This is a genomic window from Stenotrophomonas sp. Br8 (assembly GCF_014763005.1).
GTDB classification, from domain to species: domain Bacteria; phylum Pseudomonadota; class Gammaproteobacteria; order Xanthomonadales; family Xanthomonadaceae; genus Stenotrophomonas; species Stenotrophomonas lactitubi.
The window spans coordinates 251,313-275,482 of the sequence record NZ_JACGTN010000023.1 but is presented as its reverse complement, the minus strand read 5'-3'; the positions used below and the strand labels follow the sequence as shown (position 1 = coordinate 275,482).

The window sequence follows — 24,170 nt, the reverse complement described above, 5'->3', positions numbered from 1 at the left end:
TCCTGCAAGCCCACACCGCCCCACCAACCAAACAGAAACCCAGAGCCGACGCTTCGGCCGTTGCAGTTGCAGTTGCAGTTGCAGTTGCCGTCGCTTCTGCGGGCGCCGGGCTGCAAGCCCGGCACCCACTTCACACTTCAACAGCAGCGACCGCCGTTGCGCCCGCCATACCGCGCTTCCTGCCGCTCGCGGAAGAACGTCTTGTAGTCCATCGGCTCGCGGTCCGGATGCTTCTCCCGCACATGCCGCACATAGTTGTCGTAGTCGGGAATGCCGCAGCACAGCCGCGCCGTCTGCACCAGGCGTCGCCATAGACGGCGATGCGCCTGGTACTGCCCCACCGGAACCAGTTGCGTACTCATTACAGGTCCACCATTTCATGCGGCTTGAGGGCCACGTACGGGGTCTCGCGGTCGCTGCGCTGCGGATTGCGGCGCGCCGCCACGATCGTCTTGATCGAATACACCAGCACCGACGCCACCACCAGCAGGAACAGCGCAGTCAAGCCGGTGTTGACATAGGCGTTGACCACGATCTGCTGCATCTGTGCGACCGACTTTGCCGGTGCGGTGATGGTGCCGCTGGCCAGGGCGTCCTGGAACTTGTGCGCCTGGGCCAGGAAGCCCTGCGCCGGATTGCTGTCGAAGATCTTGATGAAGCCGGCGTAGGTGGTGCAGATCAGCAGCCACACTGCAGGCAGCGCGGTGACCCACGCGTAACGGTCACGCTTCATCTTGAACAGCACCACCGTGCCCAGCATCAGCGCGATGCCCGCCAGCATCTGGTTGGAGATGCCGAACAACGGCCACAACGTCTGGATGCCGCCGAACGGATCGACCACGCCGGTGTACAGCAGGTAGCCCCACAGCGCCACGCAGCCGGCCGTACCGATGATGTTGGCGGTCCACGACTCGGTCTTCTTCAGTGCAGGAATGAAGTTGCCGAGCAGGTCCTGCAGCATGAAGCGACCGGCACGGGTACCCGCATCCACAGCGGTGAGGATGAACAGTGCCTCGAACAGAATGGCGAAGTGGTACCAGAACGCCATCATCGCGTCGCTGCTGCTGGGGATCGCCTCATGCAGGATCTGCGCGATGCCCACCGCCAGGGTGGGCGCACCACCGGCACGGTGCAGGATGGTTGGTTCACCGATGGCTGCGGCCGTGGCCGTCAGCTGTTCGGGAGTAATGGTGAAGCCCCAGGTATTGGTGATGTAGTGCGCGGCCGACGCTGCATCGGCACCGATCACGGCTGCCGGGCTGTTCATCGCGAAGTAGATGCCCGGATCGATGATCGAAGCGGCCACCAGTGCCATCACGGCCACGAACGATTCCATCAACATGCCGCCGTAGCCGATGTAGCGCATGTGCGCTTCATTGGCCAGCAGCTTCGGTGTGGTACCCGAAGAAATCAGTGCATGGAAGCCCGACACCGCGCCGCAGGCGATGGTGATGAACAGGAACGGGAACATGCCGCCCTTCCACACCGGCCCGTCGCCGCTGGCAGCGAACTGGGTCAGTGCCGGCATCTTCAGTTCCGGCATCACCACCAGGATGCCGATGGCCAGCGCGATGATCGTGCCGATCTTCAGGAAGGTCGACAGGTAGTCGCGGGGTGCCAGCAGCAGCCACACCGGCAGCACCGAGGCGACGAAACCGTAGCCGATCAGCATCCAGGTGATCTGGGTGCCGGTGAAGGTGAAGGCCGGGCCCCAGGTCGGGTCTGCTGCCACCTTGCCGCCGAACCAGATCGCGGCGAGCAGCAGCACCAGGCCCACCACCGAGATCTCACCGATCTTGCCTGGCCGGATGTAGCGCATGTAGACGCCCATCAGGATCGCGATGGGCATCGTGGCGATCACCGTGAACATGCCCCACGGGCTTTCCGCCAGCGCCTTGACCACCACCATCGCCAGCACGGCCAGGATGATGATCATGATCAGGAAGGCACCGAACAACGCGATGGTGCCGGGCACCTGGCCCATTTCTTCGCGTACGAGGTCACCCAGTGAGCGGCCGTTGCGGCGGCTGGACAGAAACAGGACCATGAAGTCCTGCACCGCCCCGGCCAGCACCACACCGACCACCAGCCACAGCAGGCCGGGCAGGTAGCCCATCTGCGCGGCCAGCACCGGGCCGACCAGCGGACCGGCACCGGCAATGGCGGCGAAGTGGTGGCCGAACAGCACGTGCTTGTTGGTCGGGACGTAGTCAAGGCCATCGTTGTTGATCACCGCCGGGGTGGCCCGGGTCGGATCGATCTGCATCACCTTGTCGGCGATGAACAGGCTGTAGAAGCGGTAGGCGACCAGGTACAGCGATACCGCCGCCACCACGATCCACAACGCATTGATGTGTTCACCGCGTCGAAGCGCCACCGTACCCAGGCAGAACGCGCCGAGCAGGGCGAGGGCCGCCCAGCCTATTTTGGAAAAACCTTTCATGAGGTGCTCTCTCCCGGAAAGACAGGCAAAGAGTCCCGCGTGCCCTTGGCAGGGTCAATGTGCACGGGACCATTCAGCGGTAGTACTTTGGTCGTACATGGGTGTGGCAGGTGGCGATGTTCCCTCGCTGCCCACAACGCAGGCGGTGCCGGCGTGCGGACATGACATGCGGCGAACACCAGGGATGGAACAATCGGTTGCGACGGCATCCATTGGCGTTGCGCGCTGCAGCGTCCATTTTTACTGGCATCCATCCAACAGGAGTCACCATGAGCCTTCCCGAGCCGGTCCGCGTCCTGCGCACCATCCGCGGCATGCCCACCTCCGACGGTGCCGGTGTCCGCCTGACCCGGGTCATCGGCGGTCCGTCGCTGCCCGACCTCGATCCGTTCCTGCTGCTCGATGAATTCGGCACTGATCGGGCCGAGGACTACATCGCCGGTTTCCCGGAGCATCCGCATCGTGGTTTCGAGACCGTTACCTACATGCTCGATGGCCGCATGCGGCATCGCGACAATCACGGCAACGAAGGCCTGCTGACCCCGGGCAGCGTGCAGTGGATGACCGCCGGCCGTGGCCTGGTGCATTCGGAGATGCCCGAGCAGGAAAGCGGGCAGATGCGCGGCTTCCAGCTGTGGGTGAATTTGCCGGCGCGCGACAAGATGACCGCGCCGAAGTACCAGGAATTCGCTCCCGAAAAGATTCCGGTGGTGCGGCCGGCCGAAGGCGTGCAGGTCAAGGTGATCGCCGGCACGGTCGAGGGCACGGCGGGCCCGATCGCGCAGCCCGCCACCGATCCGCTGTATCTGGATATCGAACTGGCCGCCGACCGCGCCTGGACCTATGCGCTGCCGGAAGGCCACAACGCGTTCGTCTACGTGTTCGAAGGCGGGCTGACGGTGGGCGAGCAGGATGCAGCGCGCGACGTGGCGCGGCAGGAACTGGCAGTGCTGGGCGGCGGCGAGCAGCTGCATCTTTCGGCAGGTGCTGAAGGTGCGCGGTTGATCCTGGTGGCGGGTCGCCCGCTGCGCGAACCGGTGATGCGCCACGGCCCGTTCGTGATGAACACCCGCGAAGAACTGATGCAGGCCTTCGTTGATTTCCAGGAAGGCAGGTTCTGAGGGGCAGCGCCGGGCCATGCCCGGCGGATGCCCGGTGTGCCGGATCCTGCGGGGACGCTGCCAAGCAGTCATCCCCGCACCCTCTCAGCGGCCGTCGGCCACGGCAGACGGCGTCAGGTTCATGCCCTGCGCAAGCTGCTGCAGTGTGCCCAGTTCCTGGGAGCTGTCGGGATACAGCGCGATCTGCGCGTAGCGACCCTTGTCCAGCTTGACCACGCTGATGCGGCGTTCGGCATAACCCGGTGGCTCCTGGCCGCCCAGATCCGGCTGGTACCAGTACATCGATTCACCGGCAAAGCTGCCCTTTTCCTGGCGCAGCGAGCGGGTCAGGGGAATGCCCGGATCGCGCTGGCTGAGCATCAGGCTCAGCACTTCGCGACCGTCCCCGGTGGCCGCACGGCAGATCAGGAAACCGGACTGTACCTGCTGCTGCCATTGCAGGCCGCTGCTGGCGGGCAATGAAGGGCATTCGACCGGGGCCTGCGCGCAGGCAGACGCCGCAACGAACAGCAGGCTCGACAAAACAACAGGCGCGAACTTCATGCATCCCCCAAGGTGGCGTGTCGTTGGCACCGCCGGTGTCACCGGCGGCTGAGGCATCCCATCCCCGGATGCCGTCCTGCCCGGCGAAAGCACGGGCGGATGACCAGACCTTAACGGAACGTGAGCGATCGCACAAATCGCGGTTACATCCGTAACCATTGCGGCCGAAGGTCGGCCGCAATGGCACGGTCACGGCTCAGCGGTCGTTGCCGATCCACTTGTAGATGATGCCGCCGATCGCACCGCCCAGCAGCGGGGCGACCCAGAACAGCCACAGCTGGCCGGTTGCGCCGCTGCCGGCGAAGAAGGCCACCGCCGTGGAGCGGGCCGGGTTCACCGACGTATTGGTGACCGGAATGCTGATCAGGTGGATCAGGGTCAGGGCCAGGCCGATGGCCAGCGGCGCGAAGCCTGCCGGCGCCTTGCCATGGGTCGCGCCCATGATCACGATCAGGAACACTGCCGTGAGCACCACTTCGCACAGGAACGCGGCAGCCACGCTGTAGCCACCGGGCGACAGCGCACCATAGCCGTTGCTGGCGAACGCACCCGCCTGGCTGCCATCAATGGCGAAGCCGCTGGCACCGGAGGCGATCTGCAGCAGGATGAAGCCGGCCAGCAGGCCGCCGGCCACCTGGGCGATGATGTAGGGCAGCAGATCCTTGGTCGGGAAGCGGCCGCCGGCCCACAGGCCCACGCTGACCGCCGGATTGAAGTGCGCACCGGAGATATGGCCGAACGCGTAGGCGCCGGTCACCACGGTCAGGCCGAAGGCCAGCGCCACGCCGAGGAAACCGATACCCAGCGGATTGCCGTCGCCACCGAACTTGGCGGCCAGCACAGCACTGCCACAGCCACCCAGAACCAGCCAGAACGTGCCGAGGAACTCGGCGGACAAGCGTTTACCCATGCTCATGTGTTGCACTCCTTTGACGGTCGAAAGTGTGATTTATGTCACATTTCAGTGATCAGCGGGTGACTGTAGCGTCAACGCCGGGTGCAGGGATACACCCTCGGATGTGTGCAACACGCGATGCTCAATGCTCGGGCAGGGGAATGAATTCCTTGTCGTCGCCGGGAATGGTGCCGAAACGCCCGGCTTCCCAGTCGTGCTTGGCCTGCTCGATACGTTCCTTCGAACTGGAAACGAAGTTCCACCACAGATGGCGCGGGCCATCCAGCGGCTCGCCACCGAACAGCATCGCCTTCACCGGCGTCTTCGCGCGCAGGCGGCCGCGCGCACCGGCTTCGGGAATCACCAGGTGCTGGGCCGGAATGTCCACGCCATCCAGCTGCGCTTCGCCCTCGAGGATGTACAGCGCACGCTCGCGGTGACCATCATCGATGTCGATCTCTGCATCCGGGTCGAGGTCGATCGCCACGTTGAGCGTATCGGCGAACACCTTTACCGGCGACTCCTCGCCGTAGGCGCGTCCGGCGATCACCCGCAGCCAGGCACCGTTGCGACGCTGCTCGGGCAGGGTGGCAGCCGCATGGTGGTAGAACGCCGGTTCGATTTCCTCATGCGACTTCGGCAACGCTACCCAGGTCTGCGTGCCGTGGATCGGGTTGTCATGGTCACGGTCCAGTTGTGGCGTGCGCTCGGAATGGGCGATGCCACGGCCGGCGGTCATCCAGTTGACGTCGCCGGGACGGATCACCTGGTCTGAACCCAGCGTGTCGCGGTGGCCGATGGCGCCCGACCACAGATAGGTGACGGTGGCCAGGCCGATATGCGGATGCGGGCGCACGTCGATGGCCGTACCGGGGTGCATGAGTGCCGGGCCCATCTGGTCGACGAACACGAACGAACCGATGCTGCGGGCCTGCAGGGTGGGCACTGCACGGCGCACTTCCAGGCCGCCGATGTCGTGTACGCGCGGGGCGATGATGGTGGTCATGCGGGCGTTCTCGCTGGCAGGGATCAAGGCGGTCAGGATCGCATGCTGTCGTGACGGTGACATTCCCCGTTCGGGTAACAGGTTGTTCCAGCCAACGGCGCAGCCCCTCGTGGCTGTTGGTTGGTCGCTGAAGGCAAAAGCAGAAGCCGCGCTTGGCCGGGCGGGTGGGTTGCGCAGGGGGCGCTGCAAGTACGTCCCTGTAAGCTCGGGCGCCGCATCCATGCGGCTCACGCCCCTGCGCAACCCACCCGCCCGACCTCTGACAGTTTCCGTGTGCCGTCCAGCCACGGAGAAGAAAAAAGAAAATCAAAATCAAACGCTGGTCGCTTCGCTCGCATCCACGCATGGCGTGGATCAAGCGTGTCGACCAAGGTCGACGTCTACCATCAATCGCAGTTCACGAACCGTCACCGGGAAACTGTCAGGGGTGGGGCGGTGTGGGTTGGCAGGACCGTTGGCCATGGATGGCGCCATCGAGCCCCCATGGATGGGTTTACGGCGTGTCCTGCCAACCCACACCGCCCCGCCCAACAAACAGAAAAGCCAGAGCCGCTTCGGCCCTGGCTTTTGCTGTAGCTGTTGTTGTTGCCTCTGCGGGTGCCGGGCCGCAGGCCCGGCCGATCACACCACCGGTTCGCGCAGGAGCGGGTTGTCCCAGCCTGGGCGCGGTGCGAAACGGTCGCCGTGACGCTGCTGCAACGCCTTCAGGCGTTCCACCAGTGCATCGGCACCGACTGCACGTATGTGCTGGATCGGACCGCCGCGGAACGGTGCGAAACCGGTACCGAAGATCACGCCCGCATCCAGCAGGTCCGCGTCGGCCACCACGCCTTCGTGCAGGCACGCCACTGCCTCGTTCAACAGCGGCAGGATCAGGCGATCTTCCAGATCGGCAGGCGCCTGGTAGTCGCGCGCCACGTCCGGCTTCTTGGCCCGGCCGTTTTCCCAGGTGTAGATGCCCTGGCCATCCTTCTTGCCGCGCTTGTCCGGTTCCACCGTCTGCAGCGCCGCCGGAATCTGCAGGCTCAGGAACGGTGCCAGTTCCTTGCCCACGCCAGCGGCCACGTCCAGGCCCACGGTGTCGATCAGTTCGATCGGGCCCATCGGCATGCCGAACTTCACCGCCGCCTTGTCGATCACCGGTCCCGGAATGCCTTCGGCATACGCGGTAGCGGCTTCCAGCATGTACGGGAACAGCACGCGGTTGACCAGGAAGCCGGGGGTGCCGGCCACCGGCACCGGGAACTTGCCCAGCGCCTTGCAGAAGGCGGCCAGGCGACGCTCGGTCTCAGCGGCCATGCCGTCGTGATGGATGATCTCCACCAGCGGCATCTGTGCCACCGGGTTGAAGTAATGCAGGCCGGCGAACTGCGCCGGACGCTGGATGTGATCGCGCAGTTCCACCAGCGGAATCGACGAAGTGTTGGTGGTCAGCAACGCGTCGAGCTTCATCTTCGGCTCCAGCGTCTGGTACAGCGCACGCTTGGCTTCCGGGTTCTCGATGATCGCCTCGATCACCAGATCGGCCTGCGCCACGCCGTTGCCTTCCAGGTCCGCACGCAGGCGCGCGGCTACGGCCGGGCGCTTGCTCTCGTCGCGCACCTTCTTGGCAAACAGTGCCTGCGCGCGTTCCATGGCAGGGTCGATGAAGCGCTGCTCGCGGTCCTGCAGGGTCACGTCGAAGCCCTTGTAGGCGGCCCACGCAGCGATGTCACCGCCCATCACGCCGGCACCGACCACGTGCACGTGGCGGATGCCGGAATCGCCACCGCCCAGGCCCTTCAGGCGTTCGGTGAGGAAGAATATGCGGATCAGGTTGCGCGCGGTCGGCGTGCTGGCCAGCTTCACCACCGCGCGTCGTTCGGCGTCCAGGCGTGCCTGCACCGGCTTGCCGCCGCTGCGCTGCCAGGTGCTGATCAACGCATACGGCGCCGGGTACTGGTCCTTCTTCGCCTTGCGCGCAACCTGCTTGACCATCTGCGGCGCCAGCAGCTGGCGTGCAAGCCAGGTATTGGTCGCCCACGCCGTCGCGCGCTGCTTGAACGGGCGGGTGGTACCGGACAAGGCCAGCGCCACGGCGGTGTCGAGTACTACGGCCGGTGCCACCACCTTGTCGACCAGGCCGATGCCGCGTGCGGCCGAGGCCGACAGCGTGCGTCCGGTCAGCATCATGTCCATCGCAGCGGGCGCGCCGACCAGCTGCGGCAGGCGCGCGCTGCCACCCCAGCCCGGGAAGATGCCCAGCTGGGTTTCGGGCAGGCCGATGCGGGTGGAGCTGTCATTGGACGCGACGCGGTAGCGGCAGGCCAGGGCCAGCTCGGTGCCGCCGCCCAGGCAATGGCCATGGATGGCGGCCACGGTCGGGCAGGGCAGTTCGGCCAGCTTCTGGTAGGTCGACTGGCCACGGCGGATGGCATCGTTGACGGTGCCGCGGCGATCGAATTCCTGGAATTCCTTCAGGTCGGCGCCGGCGATGAAGCCTGCCTTCTTGATCGACTGGATCACCACGCCCTTGGGCGGGTCCATGGCGATGCGCTCAAGCAGATCGCCCAGCTCCAGCAGGACATCCTGCGACATTGCGTTGACACTGCTGTCCTGACGATCAAGGGAGAGGACCACCACGCCATCGTCGCGGATCTCGGGGTGCCAGTGGCTGAAGCGGAGACCATCGAAGCTTGAGAGCATGGACGTTCCATCCGGTTGTGTATGGAGAAGGGGGCTATGATCCAGAGGTTGTTTCCCCCGCGTCAAATCCCAATAGCAGGGGTGTGGCGCCCCGGATCGCAGGCCTTGGACCGGAACGTTAACGGAACGGTGGTTAAAAGCTGGTGCGGCGCCAGGTGATCGGCGACTGAACTTTTCCCGGGATTGGCAGTCTCATTGCCCGACGTCGGTTGGGCTGACAGGAGTGCGGCCCCTCATGGCCGATGTTGATACACCACAGGAGCTGGATCTGGAACTGGTCCGGCGCGTGCAGCACGGCGAGAGTGCCGCCTTCGATGTCCTGGTGCGCAAGTACCAGCATCGGGTCGTGGCCCTGGTCGGTCGCTACATCGCCGACTGGAGTGAATGTCAGGACGTGGCCCAGGACACTTTCATCCGTGCTTACCGTGCGATTGGAAGCTTCCGTGGCGACGCCCAGTTCTCAACCTGGTTGCATCGGATCGCCGTGAATACCGCCAAAAATCATCTGGCTTCGCACAATCGCCGCCCGCCGACCGATGACATCGACATCGGTGACGCCGAGCAGTTCGACAGCGGAACACGCCTGCGCGACACCGACACGCCCGAGCGCGAGTTGATGCGCCAGGAACTGGAACAGACGGTGATGAAGGCCGTCAATGCGCTGCCGGAAGAACTCCGGTCAGCGATCACCCTGCGCGAGGTGGAAGGCCTGAGCTACGAGGAAATCGCGCAGAAGATGGGGTGCCCGATCGGCACCGTGCGTTCACGGATCTTCCGGGCGCGCGAGGCGATCGACACCGAACTCCGGCCGCTGTTGGACATCGGCAGCGCCACCCGCGAGAAGAGCCGTATATGACCCGCATTCCGAACAACGAATCGCACAACCACCAGTCTCCCGCCGGGCAACGCCTGGACGAACGCCATCGCCAGCAGTTGTCGGCGCTGGTCGACGGTGAGCTGGGGGCAGACGAGGCGCGCTTCCTGGTGCGCCGCATGGAACATGATCCGGAACTGGCTGGCTGCCAGGAACGCTGGCAGCTGCTGGGTGACGTCATGCGTGGCCAGGCGTCACTGCTGGCACCGGCCGGTTTCAGTGCCGCCGTGGCTGCCGCCATCGCCGCCGAGCCTGCGCCGCAGGCTAAGCCGAAGCGTCAGGCCCGCCGCAGTGGTTGGCGTGCCTGGGGTGGTGGCGCGCTGGCGGCTTCGGTTGCCGCCGTGGCGCTGTTCGTAGGCCGCGAAAAGCTGCAGGAGGCGCCGCCCGTCGATGTCTCCGCACCGCAGGTGATCGCCAGCCAGGCGCAGTTGCCGCCGGCATCCGGGCAGCCTGCGGCTGTCACCGAGGCGTCGGTGGACACTGCCGCGATGGCCGTGGCCAGCGTGCCGGCGGTGGCCATGGCAGCGGCCAGCCGTCGCCAGGACGCGCGCCGCGCCAGCGCCACCCGCAGCCAGCAGGCCGCACGCGTGGCCCAGCGCGATGACGCACCGCTGCGCGCGGTCGCCAGCCAGGCGCCGCTGACCCCGACCGTGCCCGCCAGTAGCGCGCGCAACCTGCCATTTGGCGAGGTCGGCAGCCTGCAGGCACGGCCGTGGCCGCGTTCCAGCCTGGCGCCCGCCGCCGGTGGCGCTCTCAATGCCAGCTTCCCGGCCCATGCCGGTGGCGCCGCGTTCTATCCATTCGAGCCACGCCTGCAGGACGACCTGCCGGCGTCGCAGCGCCCGCGCGACTGAGCCGGGTGCCGTCCCACGCCCCGCCGTCGGCGGGGCGCTTCTTTCCCTTTCCATCCGACCCGGAGGTTGCCGTCCGATGACTCCCCGACTGCGCACACATGCCATTGGCCTGTTCGCCCTGACCCTGCCGCTGGTGGCCTGTGCCCAACCGGCGGCGCCTGCCGCCCAGCCGCAGGCCGCAGCCGCTGCTGCGGCGCCCCGCGCACCGGCGCAACCGCTGGTCAGCGGTCTGCCTGATTTCACCAATCTGGTGGAACAGGTCGGCCCCGGTGTGGTCAACGTCGACACCACCATCGTGCGCAGCAACCGCCAGGCGCGGGGCGGCATGGGCCCGGGTGATGACGAGATGCCCGAGTTCTTCCGCCGCTTCTTCGGCCCGGATTTCCCGATGCCGGGGCAGGGGCCCGGCGGCCAGGACGGTGGACCCAGCATCAAGGGCCGCGGCATGGGCTCGGGCTTCATCATTTCGCCTGACGGCTACGTGCTGACCAACTACCACGTGGTCGCCGACGCCAGTGAAGTGAAGGTCAAGCTCGGCGATCGTCGCGAGTTCACCGCCAAGGTGGTCGGCAGCGACCAGCAGTACGACGTGGCCCTGCTGAAGATCGACGGCAAGAACCTGCCGACCGTGCGCGTGGGTGATTCCAACAGCCTGAAGCCCGGTCAGTGGGTTGTCGCGATCGGCTCGCCGTTCGGCCTCGACCACGCGGTCACCGCCGGCGTGGTCAGCGCCCTCGGCCGCAACACCGGTGGGCCGGATCAGCGCTATGTGCCGTTCATCCAGACCGACGTGGCGATCAACCAGGGCAATTCCGGCGGTCCGCTGCTGAACACCCGCGGTGAAGTGGTCGGCATCAACTCGCAGATCTTCTCGGCCTCGGGTGGCTACATGGGCATCAGCTTCGCGATCCCGATCGACCTGGCGATGAGCGCGGTCGAGCAGATCAAGAAGACCGGCAAGGTCACCCGTGGCCAGCTCGGCGCGGTGGTCCAGGAAATCGACGGCCTGAAGGCACAGGCGATGGGCCTGCCCGACAGCCGTGGTGCACTGGTCAACCAGATCGTGCCGGACAGCGCTGCGGCCAAGGCCGGGGTCAAGATCGGAGACGTCATCCGCACGGTGAATGGTGCGCCGGTCAACAGCTGGTCTGACCTGCCGCCGCTGATCGGTGCGATGGCGCCGGGCAGCCGCGTCACCCTGGGCGTGATCCGCGACGGCAAGCCGCGTGACCTGAGCGCGACCCTGACTGCCCTGGCCGAGGATGCGCAGGGCAATGCCCGCAGCCCGTCCGCAGGCAATGACACGGCCGCTCCGCAGACCGGTGCCAATGCCCTGCTGGGGCTGGAGGTTGCCGATCTGACCGCGCCGCAGCGCAAGCAGCTGGGTCTTGAGGCGGGCGAAGGTGTCCGCATCACCGCAGTGAAGGGCGAAGGCGCCCGTGATGCCGGCCTGTCCGGCGGCATGGTGATCCTGCAGGTGGCAAGCACCCCGGTCGGCAGCGTGGAAAGCCTGAACCGTGCACTGTCCGGGTACAAGAAGGGCGACGTGGTCATGCTGCTGGTCCGTACCGGCAGCGGCAACAGCGCCTTTGTGGCGGTCAAGGCCGGCCCGTAACAACGGATGGCCGCCTTCATGGCGGCCCTTGTGGTATCCCCGAAGCCCCGCCCCGGCGGGGCTTCGGCCATTCCGGGGGCGGTCCGGCCAGGCCAACCACGCGGCCACCCTCCGGGCGTGCGATAATCGACCGTTACCCTGACGACGCCGCGCGCCGCCGCCACCTCTCTATGTCCTCTGATTCGATGCGGAACATCCGCAACTTCTCCATCATCGCCCACGTCGACCACGGCAAGTCCACGCTGGCCGACCGCATCATCCAGCTCTGTGGCGGCCTCCAGGCCCGCGAGATGGAAGCGCAGGTGCTCGACTCCAACCCGATCGAGCGCGAGCGTGGCATCACGATCAAGGCGCAGTCGGTGTCGCTGCCGTACGTGGCGAAGGACGGCCAGACCTACCATCTGAACTTTATTGACACCCCCGGCCACGTCGACTTCTCCTATGAAGTCAGCCGCTCGCTGGCCGCCTGCGAGGGCGCGCTGCTGGTGGTCGATGCAGCACAGGGTGTGGAGGCGCAGTCGGTGGCCAACTGCTACACCGCGGTGGAGCAGGGGCTGGAAGTGGTGCCGGTGATCAACAAGATCGACCTGCCCACCGCCGATATCGAGCGTGCCAAGGCCGAGATCGAGGCCGTGATCGGCATCGATGCCAGCGACGCAGTCCCGGTCAGTGCCAAGACCGGCCTGAACGTGGTCGACGTGCTGGAAGCGATCGTGCATCGCATTCCGGCGCCGGTGCCGCGTGATACCGACAAGCTGCAGGCGCTGATCATCGACTCGTGGTTCGACAACTACCTGGGCGTGGTCTCGCTGGTGCGCGTGATGCAGGGCGAGATCAAGGCCGGCGACAAGCTGCAGGTGATGTCCACCGGCCGCAACCACCAGGTCGACAACGTCGGTGTGTTCACCCCGAAGCGCAAGGTGCTGCCGGCACTGCGTGCGGGCGAAGTGGGCTGGGTCACTGCCAGCATCAAGGACGTGCATGGCGCACCCGTCGGTGACACCCTCACCCTCGCTGCCGATCCGGCGCCGAAGCCGCTGCCGGGCTTCCAGGAAATGCAGCCGCGCGTGTTCGCCGGCCTGTTCCCGGTCGATGCCGAGGATTACCCTGACCTGCGCGAAGCGCTGGACAAGCTGCGCCTGAATGATGCCGCGCTGCGCTTCGAGCCGGAAAGCTCCGAAGCGATGGGCTTCGGTTTCCGCTGCGGCTTCCTCGGCATGCTGCACATGGAAATCGTGCAGGAACGCCTGGAACGCGAATACAACCTGGACCTGATCAGCACCGCGCCGACGGTGGTGTATGAAGTCCTGAAGACCGACGGCACGATCATCAACATGGACAACCCGGCCAAGCTGCCGCCGTTGAACCATGTGCAGGAGATCCGCGAGCCGATCATCCGCGCCAACGTGCTCACCCCCGAGGAGTACATCGGCAACATCATCAAGCTGTGCGAAGAAAAGCGCGGCAGCCAGATCGGCATCAACTACCTGGGCAGCCAGGTGCAGATCAGCTACGAGCTGCCGATGGCCGAAGTGGTGCTGGACTTCTTCGACAAGCTGAAGTCGGTCAGCCGTGGCTATGCCTCGCTGGACTACCACTTCGTGCGTTTCGATGCCGGCCCGTTCGTGCGCGTGGACGTGCTGATCAATGGTGACAAGGTCGATGCGCTTTCGCTGATCGTGCACCGCAGCCATGCCGATCGTCGTGGTCGCGAGCTGTGCGAGAAGATGAAGGACCTGATCCCGCGCCAGCAGTTCGACGTCGCCATCCAGGCCGCCGTCGGCTCGCAGATCATCTCGCGCACCACGGTCAAGGCCATGCGCAAGAACGTTCTGGCCAAGTGCTATGGTGGCGACGTTTCGCGCAAGAAGAAGCTTCTGGAAAAGCAGAAGGAAGGCAAGAAGCGCATGAAGCAGGTCGGCCGCGTGGAAATTCCGCAGGAAGCCTTCCTGGCCGTGCTGCAGATGGACAACAAATAAGCCCCGAAACCGGCCTTCGGGCCGATCGTCCGGTGACGTTGCAAAGGACCCTGAATGAAACTGTTTGAGATCCTCCTGGTCGTGCTGACCCTGGCCTCCGGCCTGATCCTGCTGGCCGACAAGCTGTACCTGGCCAAGCGTCGCGCCCAGCGCGCCGGCCTGCTCGACACCGAGCCGGTGCTGGTGGACTACTCGCGTGCGTTCTTCCCGGTGCTGGCGATCGTGCTGATCGTGCGCAGCTTCATCGCCGAGCCGTACAAGATCCCGTCCAGCTCGATGATGCCGAACCTGCTGATCGGCGATTTCATCCTGGTCAACAAGTTCTCCTATGGCCTGCGTCTGCCGATCACCAATACCCGCTTCGTGCCGGTGGGCGATCCGGCCCGCGGTGACGTGGTGGTGTTCCACTTCCCCGGCCATGGCGACAACGACCCGGCCAAGGGCGAGAACTTCATCAAGCGCGTGATCGGCGTGCCGGGCGACACCATCGTGTTCGAAGGCGACGGCGTGATCCTCAACGGCGAACCGCTGAAGTACGACAACAAGGGCATCTACGCCGGCCACAAGGGCCAGGGCGAGGGCGCCAACCTGCTGGTCGAGCACCTGCCGGGCCGCACCCACACCGTGCTGGAGACCGACTATCCGCGTGGCCAGGGCCAGTGGACCGTGCCGGCTGGCAAGTACCTGGTGATGGGCGACAATCGTGACAACAGCGACGACGGCCGTTTCTGGGGCCTGCTGCCGGAAGAGAACCTGCGTGGCAAGGCATTCCTGATCTGGCTGAACTGCCAGGGCTGGTTCTGCAAGGACGGCTTCGAACCGTCGCGGATCGGCTCGAGCATCAACTGACTTCACATCCACTCGCGTATCTGGGGAGAACGCAATGAAGACGATGAACACGCAGCGCGGCATGACCCTGACTTCGTTCCTGGTAGTCCTGATCGTGGTTGGCTTCTTCCTCTACGTCGGCATGAAGCTGTTCCCGATGTACCAGGAGTATTACGCGGTGCGCTCGGCGATGAAGAGCCTGGCCAAGGAACCCGGTATCGGCAGCATGGCGCCGGCCAACATCCAGGACCTGTTCTTCAAGCGGCTGTACATCAACTACTCGGACAATGTGAAGCCGGCCAACGTCAAGTTCGACCGTCGCGACAATGGCTGGACCCTCAAGGTCAACTACGAAGTGCGCCGCCCGCTGGTCGGCAACCTGGACGTGGTTGGCAAATTCGATTCTTCCCAGGACCTGACCCGTAGCGGTGCCGAATAAATCTTTCCAACGTGAAGACCTGATCGGTCATGCCTTCCGCGATCCAGACCTGCTCAAGCAGGCGCTGACCCATCGCAGTGCCGGCGCGCCGCATAACGAGCGGCTGGAGTTCCTCGGCGACAGCATCGTCAACATGATGGTCGCCGAGGCGTTGTACCTGCGCTGGCCCAAGGCAGACGAAGGCGCGATGACCCGCGCCCGCGCCGAGCTGGTGCGCGAAGGTGCGCTGGCGGTGATCGCGCGCACCCTGCAGCTGGGCGACCGGCTGACGATGGGGCCTGGCGAAATGAAGTCCGGCGGCCATCGCCGCGACTCGACCCTGGCCGATGCATTCGAGGCCGTGGTCGCGGCGATCTACCTGGACGTGGGCTTTGAAGCCTGCCGGGCGATGGTCCTGCCCTGGTTTGCCGCCTCGATGGAGGCGCTGCCGGCCACCGGGCGACCGGAGAAGGATCCCAAGACCCGCCTGCAGGAATGGCTGCAGGGCCGACAGAAGGCGTTGCCCCAGTACGAACTGGTGTCAGAATCCGGTGACGACCACGCCAAACACTTCCGGGTACGCTGCAACGTAGCCGACCCCGCCGCCAGCACCGAGGGCGAAGGCTCCTCGCGGCGGATCGCCGAACAACAAGCGGCTGCGGCCGTCCTTGAACAACTGGATTCCAAGTGAGCGAACAAACTCCCCATCATTGCGGCAGCGTGGCCGTCATCGGCCGCCCGAACGTGGGCAAATCGACCCTGACCAATGCGTTGGTCGGGGCCAAGGTCAGCATCGTGTCCAACCGGCCGCAGACCACCCGTCACCGCCTGCTGGGCATCGCCACCTACCCGGAAGGGCAGCTGGTGCTGGTCGATACACCTGGTCTGCACAAGGTGCAGAAGCGGGCGATGAACCGGGTCATGAACCGCGCCGCCCGCGGTTCGCTGGAAGGCGTCGACGCCGGGCTGCTGGTGATCGAAGCCGGTCGCTGGGACGAAGAGGACAGCCTGGCCTTCAACGTGCTGCGCGACGCCGGTATCCCGGTGGTGCTGGTGGTCAACAAGATCGACCGCATGAAGGACAAGGGCGCACTGCTGCCGTTCCTGCAGGAAGTGACTGCCGGCCGTGACTTCTCGTCGGTGCATCCGATTTCGGCGCAGAAGCGCAACGGCCTGGAAGCCCTGGTCCGTGATGTGCTGGCGCTGTTGCCGGAAGCCCCGCCGATGTTCGGCGAAGACGAAATCACCGACCGCAGCCAGCGCTTCCTGGCTGGCGAACTGGTGCGTGAACAGCTGATGCGCCAGTTGGGCGAAGAGCTGCCGTACGCCACCACGGTGGAGATCGAGCGCTTCACCGAGGACGGCAACCTGCTGCGCATCGGTGCGGTGATCTGGGTCGAGCGCGAAGGCCAGAAGGCGATCGTGATCGGCAAGGGCGGCACCCGCCTGAAGGAGATCGGGGCCAAGTCCCGCCTGCAGATGGAGCGTCTGTTCGGGGCCAAGGTGTTCCTGGAAACCTGGGTGCGCGTGCGTGAGGGCTGGTCCGATGACGAGGCCGCGCTGAAGGCCTTCGGCTACGAATAAGCCGCGACGGTCGCTTCGATGCTGATCGAGGACGACACCGGCTTCGTGCTGCATGCGCGGGCCTATCGCGAGACCAGCTTGCTGGTCGAGGTATTGAGCGCCGAGCACGGCCGGATCGGCCTGCTCGCGCGCGGCGTTTCCACTGCCAAGGGCCAGGTGCTGCGAGCGGCCCTGCAGCCCCTGCAGTGGATCCGCTTCAGCGCGCTGCAGCGTGGCGAACTGGCCCAGCTGCGCGGTGCTGAAGCGCTGGATGTGGCGCCGCGCCTGCTCGGCCAGGCCATGCTGGCCGGGTTCTATTTGAGTGAACTGACCCTGCGCCTGTCGCCGCGCCAGGATCCGCTGCCGGAGTTGTACCTGGCCTACGGCGAAGCGCGTGCGCGCCTGGCCGTGGGTGCCGGCCTGGCCTGGACCCTGCGTCGTTTCGAACGCGAGCTGCTGGCGGCGCTGGGCGTGGGCTTCGATCTGGAGACCGCCAGCGATGGCCAGCCGATCGACCCGGCGGCGCGCTATGAGCTGGACCCGCAGGAAGGGCCGCAGCGCCTGCTCAGTGAGCGTGGCGGCGAGCGTCGCGCGGCGGCTACGGGTTCAGCACTGCTGGCCCTGGCAGCTGACGACGAGCCGGACGCCGCCGATCTGGCCAGCCTGCGCCTGCCGATGCGGCGGGTGCTGGCTCATCACCTTGGCGCACGCGGCCTGAAATCGTGGGAGATGCTGGAGCAGCTCGCGCCCAGGCGGTGAGGGGTGTTCGGCAGGGCTTGCAGCCCTGCACCTGCCGAATCAACGTCAACGGCAAGAGCTGGCTATCCGTGGGTAGGCGGGGTGGGTCCGGTGGCAGGGGACGCCGTAAATACGTCCCTGTAGGCTCGGTCGCCGCATCCATGCGGCTCACGCCCCTGCCACCGGACCCACCCCGCCTTCGACAATTGTCCGCGAGCTGTCGGAACAGCTTTCGGCTCTGGTAGGTGTCGACCTTGGTCGACACGGTAGATCCACGCCATGCGTGGATGCTCTTCGTTCAATTCTCGAAATATTCGATTTCGATGGAGATTCATCCACGCATGGCGTGGATCTACCGGCCACCGGGAAACTGTCGAAGGCGGGGCACTGTGGGCTTGCGGGGTGTGAGCCGCATGGATGCGGCGACCAAGCCCCCATGGATGGGTTCACGGCGGCCCCGCAAACCCACAGTGTCCCGCCATCCCGCAGGAAGCCGCTTTGGCTGTTGCTGTTGAGGTTGCCGGCCAGCGGCCGGCACTACCACGGGTGCCGGGCGCCGCCCGGCCGAACCCCTCAGTGCAGCAGAGCCGCTACGGCGGCGCGGAACACCGCCTGTGCCTGCCCCGATTCGGGCGTGTGGTGCAGCTGCCGCACCGCGCGTGCCAGTCGCGCTGCACCCACGAACCCGCAGCTGGCCTGCAACCGGTGCAGCTGGCTGCGCAGCTGGCGCTCGTCGTGCTGGTCCACGGCCTGTTCGACCGCGTCGCGCACGCCCGGCAGTTCGGCCAGGAACAGTTCGCGCAGGGCGATCAGGTGGTTGCGCTGGCCATTGAGCGCGGCCAGAGCGGCGGTTTCATCCCAGTCCTCCAGCGCCAGCTCGACCGCCGCTGGCGGCACCGTGGAACCGGCGGGGCTGTTGACCAGCGCACGACGGACGGCCTTCAGCAGCTGGTCGCGGCCCAGTGGCTTGACCAGGGTGTCGCTGAAGCCAGCCTCGCGCAGGCGTGCGTGAATGGCGGCATCGCCGTCGGCGGTGTGCGCCAGCGCCGGGGTGTCCGGGTGCGAGCGGCGCAGCTGGTGCAACAGCTGGGCACCATTGCCATCGGGCAGGTTGACGTCGATCAGCCACAGATCGTGGGCACCAGGCTCGGCGCGCGCCAGGGCGCTGGCCAGTGAGTCGGCGGTGTCCACATCCGCTGGTAACGTTTCCAACGCCGCTTTGAAAAAACCACGGCTGATGATGTCGTCCTCGACAAGCAGGAAGCGGGGTCGACTGGCCCGCGGGGTCATCTGCATCAGGGCTGCCTCCATGTCAGCTGGGGTCAATCATCAAGCACGGCGGCGGCGGGCGCAAGCGGCCAGCGGCCCCGCCGGTCAGGATCTGCGACAATACGGCCCCACTTTTGCCCGCAGCCTGTTGCCACGTGGCCCGATCCCGCTCCCGCATCGACCGTACTCCCTTCCAGACCGAGATCCTCGACCTCAGCCATGATGGTCGCGGTGTTGCCCGCCGTGAAGGCGAGGGCGGCAAGGTCACCTTCATCAGCGGCGCCCTGCCGGGCGAAGTGGTGATGGCCGAACAGACCGCCCGCAGCCGCCACTTCGATGAGGCGCGCACGGTGCAGGTGCTGCAGGCCTCGCCGCAGCGGGTCACCCCCAAGTGCCCGCATTTCGGCACCTGCGCCGGCTGCGTGCTGCAGCACCTGGATGAAGACCAGCAGATCGTCGCCAAGCAGCGCGTGCTGATGGACAACCTGGAGCGCATCGGCCATGTGAAGCCGGGCACCGTGCTGCCGCCGCTGGTCGGCGACAGCTGGGGCTACCGCCGCAAGGGCCGGTTCTCGGTGCGCCGGGTCGAGAAGAAGGACAAGACCCTGGTCGGCTTCCGCGAGCAGGACCCGCGCTTCGTCGCGGACCTGCAGCAGTGCCTGACCGTGATTCCGGAAATCGGCACCAAGGTGGAGGTGCTGTCGACTTTCATCGAATCCCTGGACGGCAAGCGCGACATCCCGCAGATCGAGTTCATCGCCGGTGACCAGGCCGTGGTGCTGACCGTGCGCCACCTGCAGCCGCTGAGTGACGCTGATCGCGCTGCCTGGGCGGCCTTTGGCCAGCAGCAGGGCTTTGTCATCTACCTGCAGTCGGGTGGCGTGGACACCGTGCAGCCGCTGGACGGGCAGGGCGTGGCGCTGTCGTTCCGGCTGGCGCCGTGGGATGTCGAACTGGCGTTCCGTCCGCTGGATTTCATCCAGGTCAATGCCAAGCTCAACGAGAAGATGATCGCGCACGCGCTGGACCTGCTTGAGCCGGGTGCCGACGAGCGCGTGCTGGACCTGTTCTGCGGCCTGGGCAACTTCACCCTGCCGCTGGCGCGCAAGGTGCGTGAAGTGGTTGGCGTGGAGGGCGATGCCGGGCTGGTGGCGCGTGCGCGCGAGAACGCCGAGCGCAACGGACTGGCCAACGCGCAGTTCTACAGCGCCGACCTGACCCAGGACCAGCGCAGCACGCCGTGGATGCGCCAGGGCTTCGACAAGCTGCTGCTGGATCCGCCGCGTTCCGGTGCCATCGAAGTGCTGCAGCAGCTGCCGTTGAAGCAGTTCAAGCGCATCGTCTATGTCAGCTGCCATCCGGGCTCGCTGGCCCGCGATGCCGGCTACCTGGTCAACGAACAGGGCTTCACCCTGGTCAGCGCCGGTGCGATGGACATGTTCCCGCATACCGCGCACGTGGAAAGCATCGCGGTGTTCGAAAAGCGTTGATGAATGCAGCGCCGGGGTCTGCCCGGCGCCTGCTGCGGAAGCAACGCGCTCAGTCGGCCGGGGCGTTCTGCCACTGGCCGTCCACGCGCACGAAGGCCATGGACTGCTCGCCGTGCTCGTTGCCGTCGCCCGCGCGCACCGTGCATTCGATGACGGCCCTGTCGCTGGCGACGTCGCAGCTCCTCACGTCCTGCACCTGCAGGGCGCCGGCCGCCTGCTCGTAGCGTGCGCGCAGGGCGGGGTCGGCCTGCTGCTGCGCCTGTGCGGCGATCCGTTCCCGCAGCAGGGCCTGCACCCGATCCTTCGGCGGCGCCGGAACCGGGACATCGCGCTGGTCAGGCAGGGTCCACACGCCGCCCACCAGGGCCAGCCGCAGCAGCTGCGGTCGCGAATTGATGCCTGCACTGGCGGTGGCGATGCAGTCGACGGCGTCGCCGGCCTCGGCGGCTGCGCAGCTGTCCAGCGCCTGCAGGCGCGGCCGGAAGGTCTCGGCGACCAGGCGGCTGCTGTCGTTGGCGGGGCGATCGGCAATGGCCTGATCGAACATCCGGTCCATCGCGGCCTGTGCCTGTTGCAGCGATGGCATCGCCGTTGATGCGGCATTGGCGGCCACACACGGCAGCAGTGCCGACAGGGCAAGACAGCGACGAAGACGACGGGAAAGTGTCATGCGCGACCATTCCTTGGTTTGAGGGCCGCGCAGTGTAGTCGTGCCTGTCGCCGCGCCGATAGGCAGCGTCTGGCGTGAGCCGCATACTGTGCCCATGGGCATTGAAATCGAACGCAAATTCCTCGTCACCCATGATGGGTGGCGCACCGCCGCGCACCGGGTCATTCCGATGGCGCAGGGCTACATCAACGATCTGGGCGCGCTCGACCGCGGCACCCAGAACGCCTCGGTGCGGGTCCGCATTGAAGGCGAGAAGGCCGCACTGAACCTGAAGTCGCGAACGCTGGGCCATACCCGGCAGGAGTTCGACTACCCGATCCCGGTGGAGGATGCGCGCGACCTGCTGGCGCTGTGCGTCGGCGGCCTGATCGACAAGCGCCGGCATCTGGTCGAGTACGCCGGCCTGACCTGGGAAGTGGATGAGTTCCTTGGCGACAACGCCGGCCTGGTGGTTGCCGAAGTCGAGCTCGACAGCGCTGATCAGGCGATCGACCTGCCGGACTGGATCGGCGCTGAGGTGACCGACGACGCGCGCTACTACAACGTGGCGTTGGCCAATAATCCCTATTCACAGTGGTGAAGTAGAGAGGCGTCTTGATCCCAGCTGTGCAGAATGCGACTTAATTCCCTCCGTCCCCTTTTTTCGAGGCGAGCAGGCCACATGTCGCAGGGATGAGAATCGACATCTACTCCGACGTGGTCTGCCCCTGGTGCTGGATCGGCAAGCATCGCTTCCAGCAGGGTGTGCAGTTGCTGGGCGCCGACGCGCCCGAACTTGAGATCCACTGGCAGCCGTTCCAGCTCGATCCGGATGCGGACGCCACCCCGGTGCCGCTGCGCGAGGCCTATGAGCGCAAGTTCGGCGGTGCCGAGCGCACCGAGCAGATTCTTGGCCAGACCCAGACCACTGCGCGGGCCGAGGGCTTGCCGATGGACTTCGGCCAGGGCCAGGTGCGGGTAACCACGCTGCCGGCGCATCGCCTGTTGTGGCTGGCTGGCCAGCACGGCGTGCAGGAGGCGGTCGGCGAGGCGCTGTTCCGCGCCCACTTCGAGCATGGGCGGAATCTGGCCGACCCGGCGGTGCTGGTCGAGGCCGGCGCTGCTGGCGGTCTGGCTGCAGACGAGATCCAGCAGATGCTGGCCGGCGATCGTGGCCTAGCCGAAGTGGAAGCGGGCCTGGCGCAGGCCCATGCCCTGGGTATCTCCTCGGTGCCCACCTTCGTCATCGACGGCCGCTGGGCCGTATCCGGCGCCCAGCCGCCGGAAGCCTTCGCCAACGCGCTGCGCCAGATTGCCGCCGAGAAGGCGGCAGGGCAGGGCGCGCAGGGTGCCCCGGATGGCAGCGACGACGCCTGCGGCGCGGACGGTTGCAAGGTCTGACCGGACCGCAACAGGGGACGGAGGGGATTAAGTCGTATTCGGCACCAGTGGGTCGATTGCGCGTTAATCCCCTCCGTCCCCTTTTTTGACCACTGCGCCTGTTGGCCGGTTCTGCGACAATGCGGCACTGCGCCATGCGGGCGCCCGTTGTGGAGATCGACCATGCTGCTGATCGGCGTTGCCGGCACTGAACTGACCGCCCAGGAACGTGACTGGCTGCAGCACGATGCTGTGGCCGGGGTGGTGCTGTTCAAGCGCAACTTCGCTTCGCGGCAGCAGGTGACCGAACTGTCGGCGGCGATCCGCGCTGCCGCACCGCGCCCGCAGTTGATCTGCGTGGACCAGGAAGGGGGGCGCGTGCAGCGCTTCCGCGAGGGCTTCAGCGAGCTGCCGCCGCTGCAGGACATTGGTGTCCAGTACGCCAGGGACCCCGACGCTGCGCTGGCACTTGCCGAGCAGCACGCCTGGCTGATGGCCAGTGAAGTGCGTGCCAGCGGCGTGGACCTGAGCTTCGCGCCGGTGGTCGACCTTGGCCGTGGCAATCGCGCCATCGGCAACCGTGCCTTCAGTGAAGACCCGCAGGTCGTGGCCGCGTTCACCGCCGCCTATGTGCGTGGCATGCACGCGGTCGGCATGGCCGCCACCCTCAAGCATTTCCCCGGCCATGGCACCGTGCTGGAAGACACCCATGTGGATACCGCGATCGATCCGCGTGCGCTGGATGAACTGCGCACACAGGATCTGGTGCCGTTCGCGGCCGGTATCGCCGCCGGCGCCGACGCAGTGATGATGGCGCACGTGATCTATCCGCAGGTCGCGCCGGAGCCGGCTGGCTACTCGCCGCGCTGGATCCAGCAGATCCTGCGTGGCGAGCTCGGCTTCCGCGGCGTGGTGTTCTCCGATGACATCGGCATGGCTGCCTCGCACAGCGCCGGTGGCGTGCCGGCGCGCGTGCACGCGCACCTGGATGCCGGCTGCGATGTGGTGCTGGTCTGCCACCCGGAACTGGTCGATGAAGCCCTGCACGCGGTGCAGGGACGCTCCCTCAATACCGCTGCGCTGCTGGGCCTGCTCGGCCGCGGCGCGCTTGGCTGGGATGGCCTGCTGGCCGATGCCCGCCATGGCGACACCCAATCCCGTCTGCTTCAAACCCTTGGAAGAACCGTCTGATGCCGAACCTCACCATTTCCCAGGCCCTGGCCCAAGCTGACCTGCTGGTCGACCGTCCCACCATCGACAAGGCCATTGCCGGCATCGCCGACGCCATCGCGCGCGATTACCAGGGCGAGGTGCCGCTGTTCCTGTCGATCATGCATGGTGCGCTGCCGTTCGCAGGCCAGCTGGCACTGGAACTGGGCGCGCGTGGCCAGGACGTGCAGTTCGATTACCTGCACGCCACCCGTTACCGCGGCGAGACCACCGGTGGCGACCTGGTGTGGAAGCACAAGCCGGCCACCGCGCTGTTCGGTCGCCGCGTGCTGCTGGTCGATGACATCCTCGACGAGGGTTACACCCTGCAGGGCGTGCGCACCTGGTGCCTGGAGCAGGGCGCGACCGACGTGCGCATTGCCGCGATGACCGTGAAGAAGCACGATCGCGCGCTGCCGGACGTCACCGCCGACTACGCCGGCATCGAACTGCCGGATCGCTACGTGTTCGGTTTCGGCATGGACGTCAACGAAACCCTGCGCTGCGTGCCGGCCATCTACGCGATGAAGGAATAACAACGCGGCCGCCTGCGGCCTGCGTTTCCTGCCGCCGGCATCCTCGGGTGCCGGCGTTCTTTTTTCTCTGGAGTG

At 66.3% G+C, this 24,170-nt stretch carries 23 protein-coding genes; 15 read left to right on the top strand and 8 right to left on the bottom strand.

Annotated elements, in window-relative coordinates:
- Positions 1 to 137: 137 nt before the first annotated feature.
- Positions 138 to 362: a CstA-like transporter-associated (seleno)protein gene (locus tag H3005_RS19605; RefSeq protein WP_089236433.1), complete on the bottom strand. Its 225-nt coding sequence runs from the start codon at positions 360 to 362 to the stop codon at positions 138 to 140.
- Complete coding sequence (locus H3005_RS19600; RefSeq protein WP_100460021.1) at positions 362 to 2,443, bottom strand: carbon starvation CstA family protein; 2,082 nt, start codon at positions 2,441 to 2,443, stop codon at positions 362 to 364. Before H3005_RS19600 ends, H3005_RS19605 begins: the two co-directional genes overlap by 1 nt.
- A gap of 269 nt (positions 2,444 to 2,712) precedes the next feature.
- Between H3005_RS19600 and H3005_RS19595 the strand changes: the two genes are divergently transcribed.
- The gene (locus H3005_RS19595; RefSeq protein ID WP_100460019.1) at positions 2,713 to 3,564 is read left to right on the top strand and encodes a pirin family protein; all 852 of its coding nucleotides are present in this window, start codon (positions 2,713 to 2,715) and stop codon (positions 3,562 to 3,564) included.
- Between the two features lie 84 nt (positions 3,565 to 3,648).
- Here H3005_RS19595 and H3005_RS19590 read toward each other — a convergent pair whose 3' ends face one another.
- The 4 genes from H3005_RS19590 to H3005_RS19575 all read right to left on the bottom strand — a co-directional run bounded on the left by H3005_RS19590 (position 3,649) and on the right by H3005_RS19575 (position 8,693).
- Positions 3,649 to 4,107 (bottom strand): hypothetical protein, encoded by a 459-nt coding sequence (locus tag H3005_RS19590; RefSeq protein WP_180166231.1) that lies wholly within the window; start codon positions 4,105 to 4,107, stop codon positions 3,649 to 3,651.
- A 196-nt stretch (positions 4,108 to 4,303) separates the two neighbouring features.
- Positions 4,304 to 5,023, bottom strand: coding sequence for an aquaporin Z (aqpZ, locus tag H3005_RS19585; protein ID WP_089236428.1), 720 nt, complete (start codon positions 5,021 to 5,023; stop codon positions 4,304 to 4,306).
- Positions 5,024 to 5,144: 121 nt separating this feature from the next.
- A complete protein-coding gene (locus H3005_RS19580; RefSeq protein ID WP_191078835.1) occupies positions 5,145 to 6,008 on the bottom strand; it encodes a pirin family protein in 864 nt (287 codons plus the stop codon).
- A gap of 621 nt (positions 6,009 to 6,629) precedes the next feature.
- Entirely contained in the window at positions 6,630 to 8,693 is a 2,064-nt protein-coding gene (locus H3005_RS19575) for a 3-hydroxyacyl-CoA dehydrogenase NAD-binding domain-containing protein (RefSeq protein ID WP_191078829.1), read from the bottom strand.
- Positions 8,694 to 8,928: 235 nt separating this feature from the next.
- On the opposite strand from H3005_RS19575, the gene rpoE reads away from it, so the two are divergent.
- The 9 genes from rpoE to recO all read left to right on the top strand — a co-directional run bounded on the left by rpoE (position 8,929) and on the right by recO (position 17,583).
- Positions 8,929 to 9,549 carry an RNA polymerase sigma factor RpoE gene (gene rpoE / locus H3005_RS19570; protein WP_025877103.1) on the top strand — a complete coding sequence of 207 codons (621 nt, stop codon included), beginning with the start codon at positions 8,929 to 8,931 and terminating at the stop codon, positions 9,547 to 9,549.
- Positions 9,546 to 10,421, top strand: coding sequence for a sigma-E factor negative regulatory protein (locus H3005_RS19565; protein ID WP_191078828.1), 876 nt, complete (start codon positions 9,546 to 9,548; stop codon positions 10,419 to 10,421). The genes rpoE and H3005_RS19565 overlap by 4 nt, the downstream gene beginning before the upstream one ends.
- A 76-nt stretch (positions 10,422 to 10,497) precedes the next feature.
- On the top strand, positions 10,498 to 12,036 hold the full coding sequence (locus tag H3005_RS19560; protein ID WP_191078827.1) for a DegQ family serine endoprotease: 1,539 nt from the start codon (positions 10,498 to 10,500) through the stop codon (positions 12,034 to 12,036).
- 185 nt (positions 12,037 to 12,221) lie between these two features.
- Positions 12,222 to 14,015 (top strand): translation elongation factor 4, encoded by a 1,794-nt coding sequence (lepA, locus tag H3005_RS19555; RefSeq protein WP_165781022.1) that lies wholly within the window; start codon positions 12,222 to 12,224, stop codon positions 14,013 to 14,015.
- Positions 14,016 to 14,069: 54 nt separating this feature from the next.
- Entirely contained in the window at positions 14,070 to 14,864 is a 795-nt protein-coding gene (gene lepB, locus H3005_RS19550) for a signal peptidase I (protein WP_059064781.1), read from the top strand.
- A gap of 34 nt (positions 14,865 to 14,898) precedes the next feature.
- Positions 14,899 to 15,282: a DUF4845 domain-containing protein gene (locus tag H3005_RS19545; protein ID WP_100553201.1), complete on the top strand. Its 384-nt coding sequence runs from the start codon at positions 14,899 to 14,901 to the stop codon at positions 15,280 to 15,282.
- Positions 15,272 to 15,952 (top strand): ribonuclease III, encoded by a 681-nt coding sequence (gene rnc / locus H3005_RS19540; protein WP_032977092.1) that lies wholly within the window; start codon positions 15,272 to 15,274, stop codon positions 15,950 to 15,952. The genes H3005_RS19545 and rnc overlap by 11 nt, the downstream gene beginning before the upstream one ends.
- Positions 15,949 to 16,845, top strand: a complete 897-nt coding sequence (gene era / locus H3005_RS19535) for a GTPase Era (RefSeq protein WP_025877117.1) — start codon at positions 15,949 to 15,951, stop codon at positions 16,843 to 16,845. Before rnc ends, era begins: the two co-directional genes overlap by 4 nt.
- An 18-nt stretch (positions 16,846 to 16,863) precedes the next feature.
- Positions 16,864 to 17,583, top strand: coding sequence for a DNA repair protein RecO (recO, locus tag H3005_RS19530; protein WP_191078826.1), 720 nt, complete (start codon positions 16,864 to 16,866; stop codon positions 17,581 to 17,583).
- A gap of 552 nt (positions 17,584 to 18,135) precedes the next feature.
- Here the strand turns inward: recO and H3005_RS19525 are convergent.
- Positions 18,136 to 18,858 (bottom strand): response regulator, encoded by a 723-nt coding sequence (locus H3005_RS19525; protein WP_089238050.1) that lies wholly within the window; start codon positions 18,856 to 18,858, stop codon positions 18,136 to 18,138.
- Between the two features lie 128 nt (positions 18,859 to 18,986).
- On the opposite strand from H3005_RS19525, the gene rlmD reads away from it, so the two are divergent.
- Complete coding sequence (gene rlmD / locus H3005_RS19520) at positions 18,987 to 20,321, top strand: 23S rRNA (uracil(1939)-C(5))-methyltransferase RlmD (RefSeq protein WP_099818938.1); 1,335 nt, start codon at positions 18,987 to 18,989, stop codon at positions 20,319 to 20,321.
- Between the two features lie 49 nt (positions 20,322 to 20,370).
- On the opposite strand, the gene H3005_RS19515 is transcribed toward rlmD, so the two are convergent.
- On the bottom strand, positions 20,371 to 20,991 hold the full coding sequence (locus tag H3005_RS19515) for a hypothetical protein (RefSeq protein ID WP_191078825.1): 621 nt from the start codon (positions 20,989 to 20,991) through the stop codon (positions 20,371 to 20,373).
- A 94-nt stretch (positions 20,992 to 21,085) separates the two neighbouring features.
- Here H3005_RS19515 and H3005_RS19510 point away from each other — a divergent pair, with 94 nt between their 5' ends.
- The 4 genes from H3005_RS19510 (at position 21,086) to H3005_RS19495 (ending at position 24,095) form a co-directional block, all read left to right on the top strand.
- The gene (locus tag H3005_RS19510; protein WP_191078824.1) at positions 21,086 to 21,571 is read left to right on the top strand and encodes a CYTH domain-containing protein; all 486 of its coding nucleotides are present in this window, start codon (positions 21,086 to 21,088) and stop codon (positions 21,569 to 21,571) included.
- Positions 21,572 to 21,663: 92 nt separating this feature from the next.
- Positions 21,664 to 22,371 carry a DsbA family oxidoreductase gene (locus tag H3005_RS19505; protein WP_191078823.1) on the top strand — a complete coding sequence of 236 codons (708 nt, stop codon included), beginning with the start codon at positions 21,664 to 21,666 and terminating at the stop codon, positions 22,369 to 22,371.
- Between the two features lie 162 nt (positions 22,372 to 22,533).
- On the top strand, positions 22,534 to 23,541 hold the full coding sequence (nagZ, locus tag H3005_RS19500) for a beta-N-acetylhexosaminidase (protein WP_191078822.1): 1,008 nt from the start codon (positions 22,534 to 22,536) through the stop codon (positions 23,539 to 23,541).
- Positions 23,541 to 24,095 (top strand): hypoxanthine-guanine phosphoribosyltransferase, encoded by a 555-nt coding sequence (locus H3005_RS19495; protein WP_025879180.1) that lies wholly within the window; start codon positions 23,541 to 23,543, stop codon positions 24,093 to 24,095. The genes nagZ and H3005_RS19495 overlap by 1 nt, the downstream gene beginning before the upstream one ends.
- The last annotated feature ends 75 nt before the right edge of the window (positions 24,096 to 24,170 follow it).

Bases quoted from the DNA above. Each gene is read 5' to 3' on its own strand.
- H3005_RS19605 (WP_089236433.1), bottom strand. From the start codon at position 362: ATGAGTACGCAACTGGTTCCGGTGGGGCAGTACCAGGCGCATCGCCGT.
- nagZ (WP_191078822.1), top strand. From the start codon at position 22,534: ATGCTGCTGATCGGCGTTGCCGGCACTGAACTGACCGCCCAGGAACGT.
- H3005_RS19560 (WP_191078827.1), top strand. From the start codon at position 10,498: ATGACTCCCCGACTGCGCACACATGCCATTGGCCTGTTCGCCCTGACC.
- H3005_RS19510 (WP_191078824.1), top strand. From the start codon at position 21,086: ATGGGCATTGAAATCGAACGCAAATTCCTCGTCACCCATGATGGGTGG.
- H3005_RS19495 (WP_025879180.1), top strand. From the start codon at position 23,541: ATGCCGAACCTCACCATTTCCCAGGCCCTGGCCCAAGCTGACCTGCTG.
- H3005_RS19545 (WP_100553201.1), top strand. From the start codon at position 14,899: ATGAAGACGATGAACACGCAGCGCGGCATGACCCTGACTTCGTTCCTG.
- rpoE (WP_025877103.1), top strand. From the start codon at position 8,929: ATGGCCGATGTTGATACACCACAGGAGCTGGATCTGGAACTGGTCCGG.
- H3005_RS19505 (WP_191078823.1), top strand. From the start codon at position 21,664: ATGAGAATCGACATCTACTCCGACGTGGTCTGCCCCTGGTGCTGGATC.
- lepB (WP_059064781.1), top strand. From the start codon at position 14,070: ATGAAACTGTTTGAGATCCTCCTGGTCGTGCTGACCCTGGCCTCCGGC.
- recO (WP_191078826.1), top strand. From the start codon at position 16,864: ATGCTGATCGAGGACGACACCGGCTTCGTGCTGCATGCGCGGGCCTAT.
- H3005_RS19525 (WP_089238050.1), bottom strand. From the start codon at position 18,858: ATGCAGATGACCCCGCGGGCCAGTCGACCCCGCTTCCTGCTTGTCGAG.
- H3005_RS19515 (WP_191078825.1), bottom strand. From the start codon at position 20,991: ATGACACTTTCCCGTCGTCTTCGTCGCTGTCTTGCCCTGTCGGCACTG.
- H3005_RS19600 (WP_100460021.1), bottom strand. From the start codon at position 2,443: ATGAAAGGTTTTTCCAAAATAGGCTGGGCGGCCCTCGCCCTGCTCGGC.
- H3005_RS19595 (WP_100460019.1), top strand. From the start codon at position 2,713: ATGAGCCTTCCCGAGCCGGTCCGCGTCCTGCGCACCATCCGCGGCATG.
- H3005_RS19580 (WP_191078835.1), bottom strand. From the start codon at position 6,008: ATGACCACCATCATCGCCCCGCGCGTACACGACATCGGCGGCCTGGAA.
- H3005_RS19575 (WP_191078829.1), bottom strand. From the start codon at position 8,693: ATGCTCTCAAGCTTCGATGGTCTCCGCTTCAGCCACTGGCACCCCGAG.
- aqpZ (WP_089236428.1), bottom strand. From the start codon at position 5,023: ATGAGCATGGGTAAACGCTTGTCCGCCGAGTTCCTCGGCACGTTCTGG.
- H3005_RS19565 (WP_191078828.1), top strand. From the start codon at position 9,546: ATGACCCGCATTCCGAACAACGAATCGCACAACCACCAGTCTCCCGCC.
- lepA (WP_165781022.1), top strand. From the start codon at position 12,222: ATGCGGAACATCCGCAACTTCTCCATCATCGCCCACGTCGACCACGGC.
- H3005_RS19590 (WP_180166231.1), bottom strand. From the start codon at position 4,107: ATGAAGTTCGCGCCTGTTGTTTTGTCGAGCCTGCTGTTCGTTGCGGCG.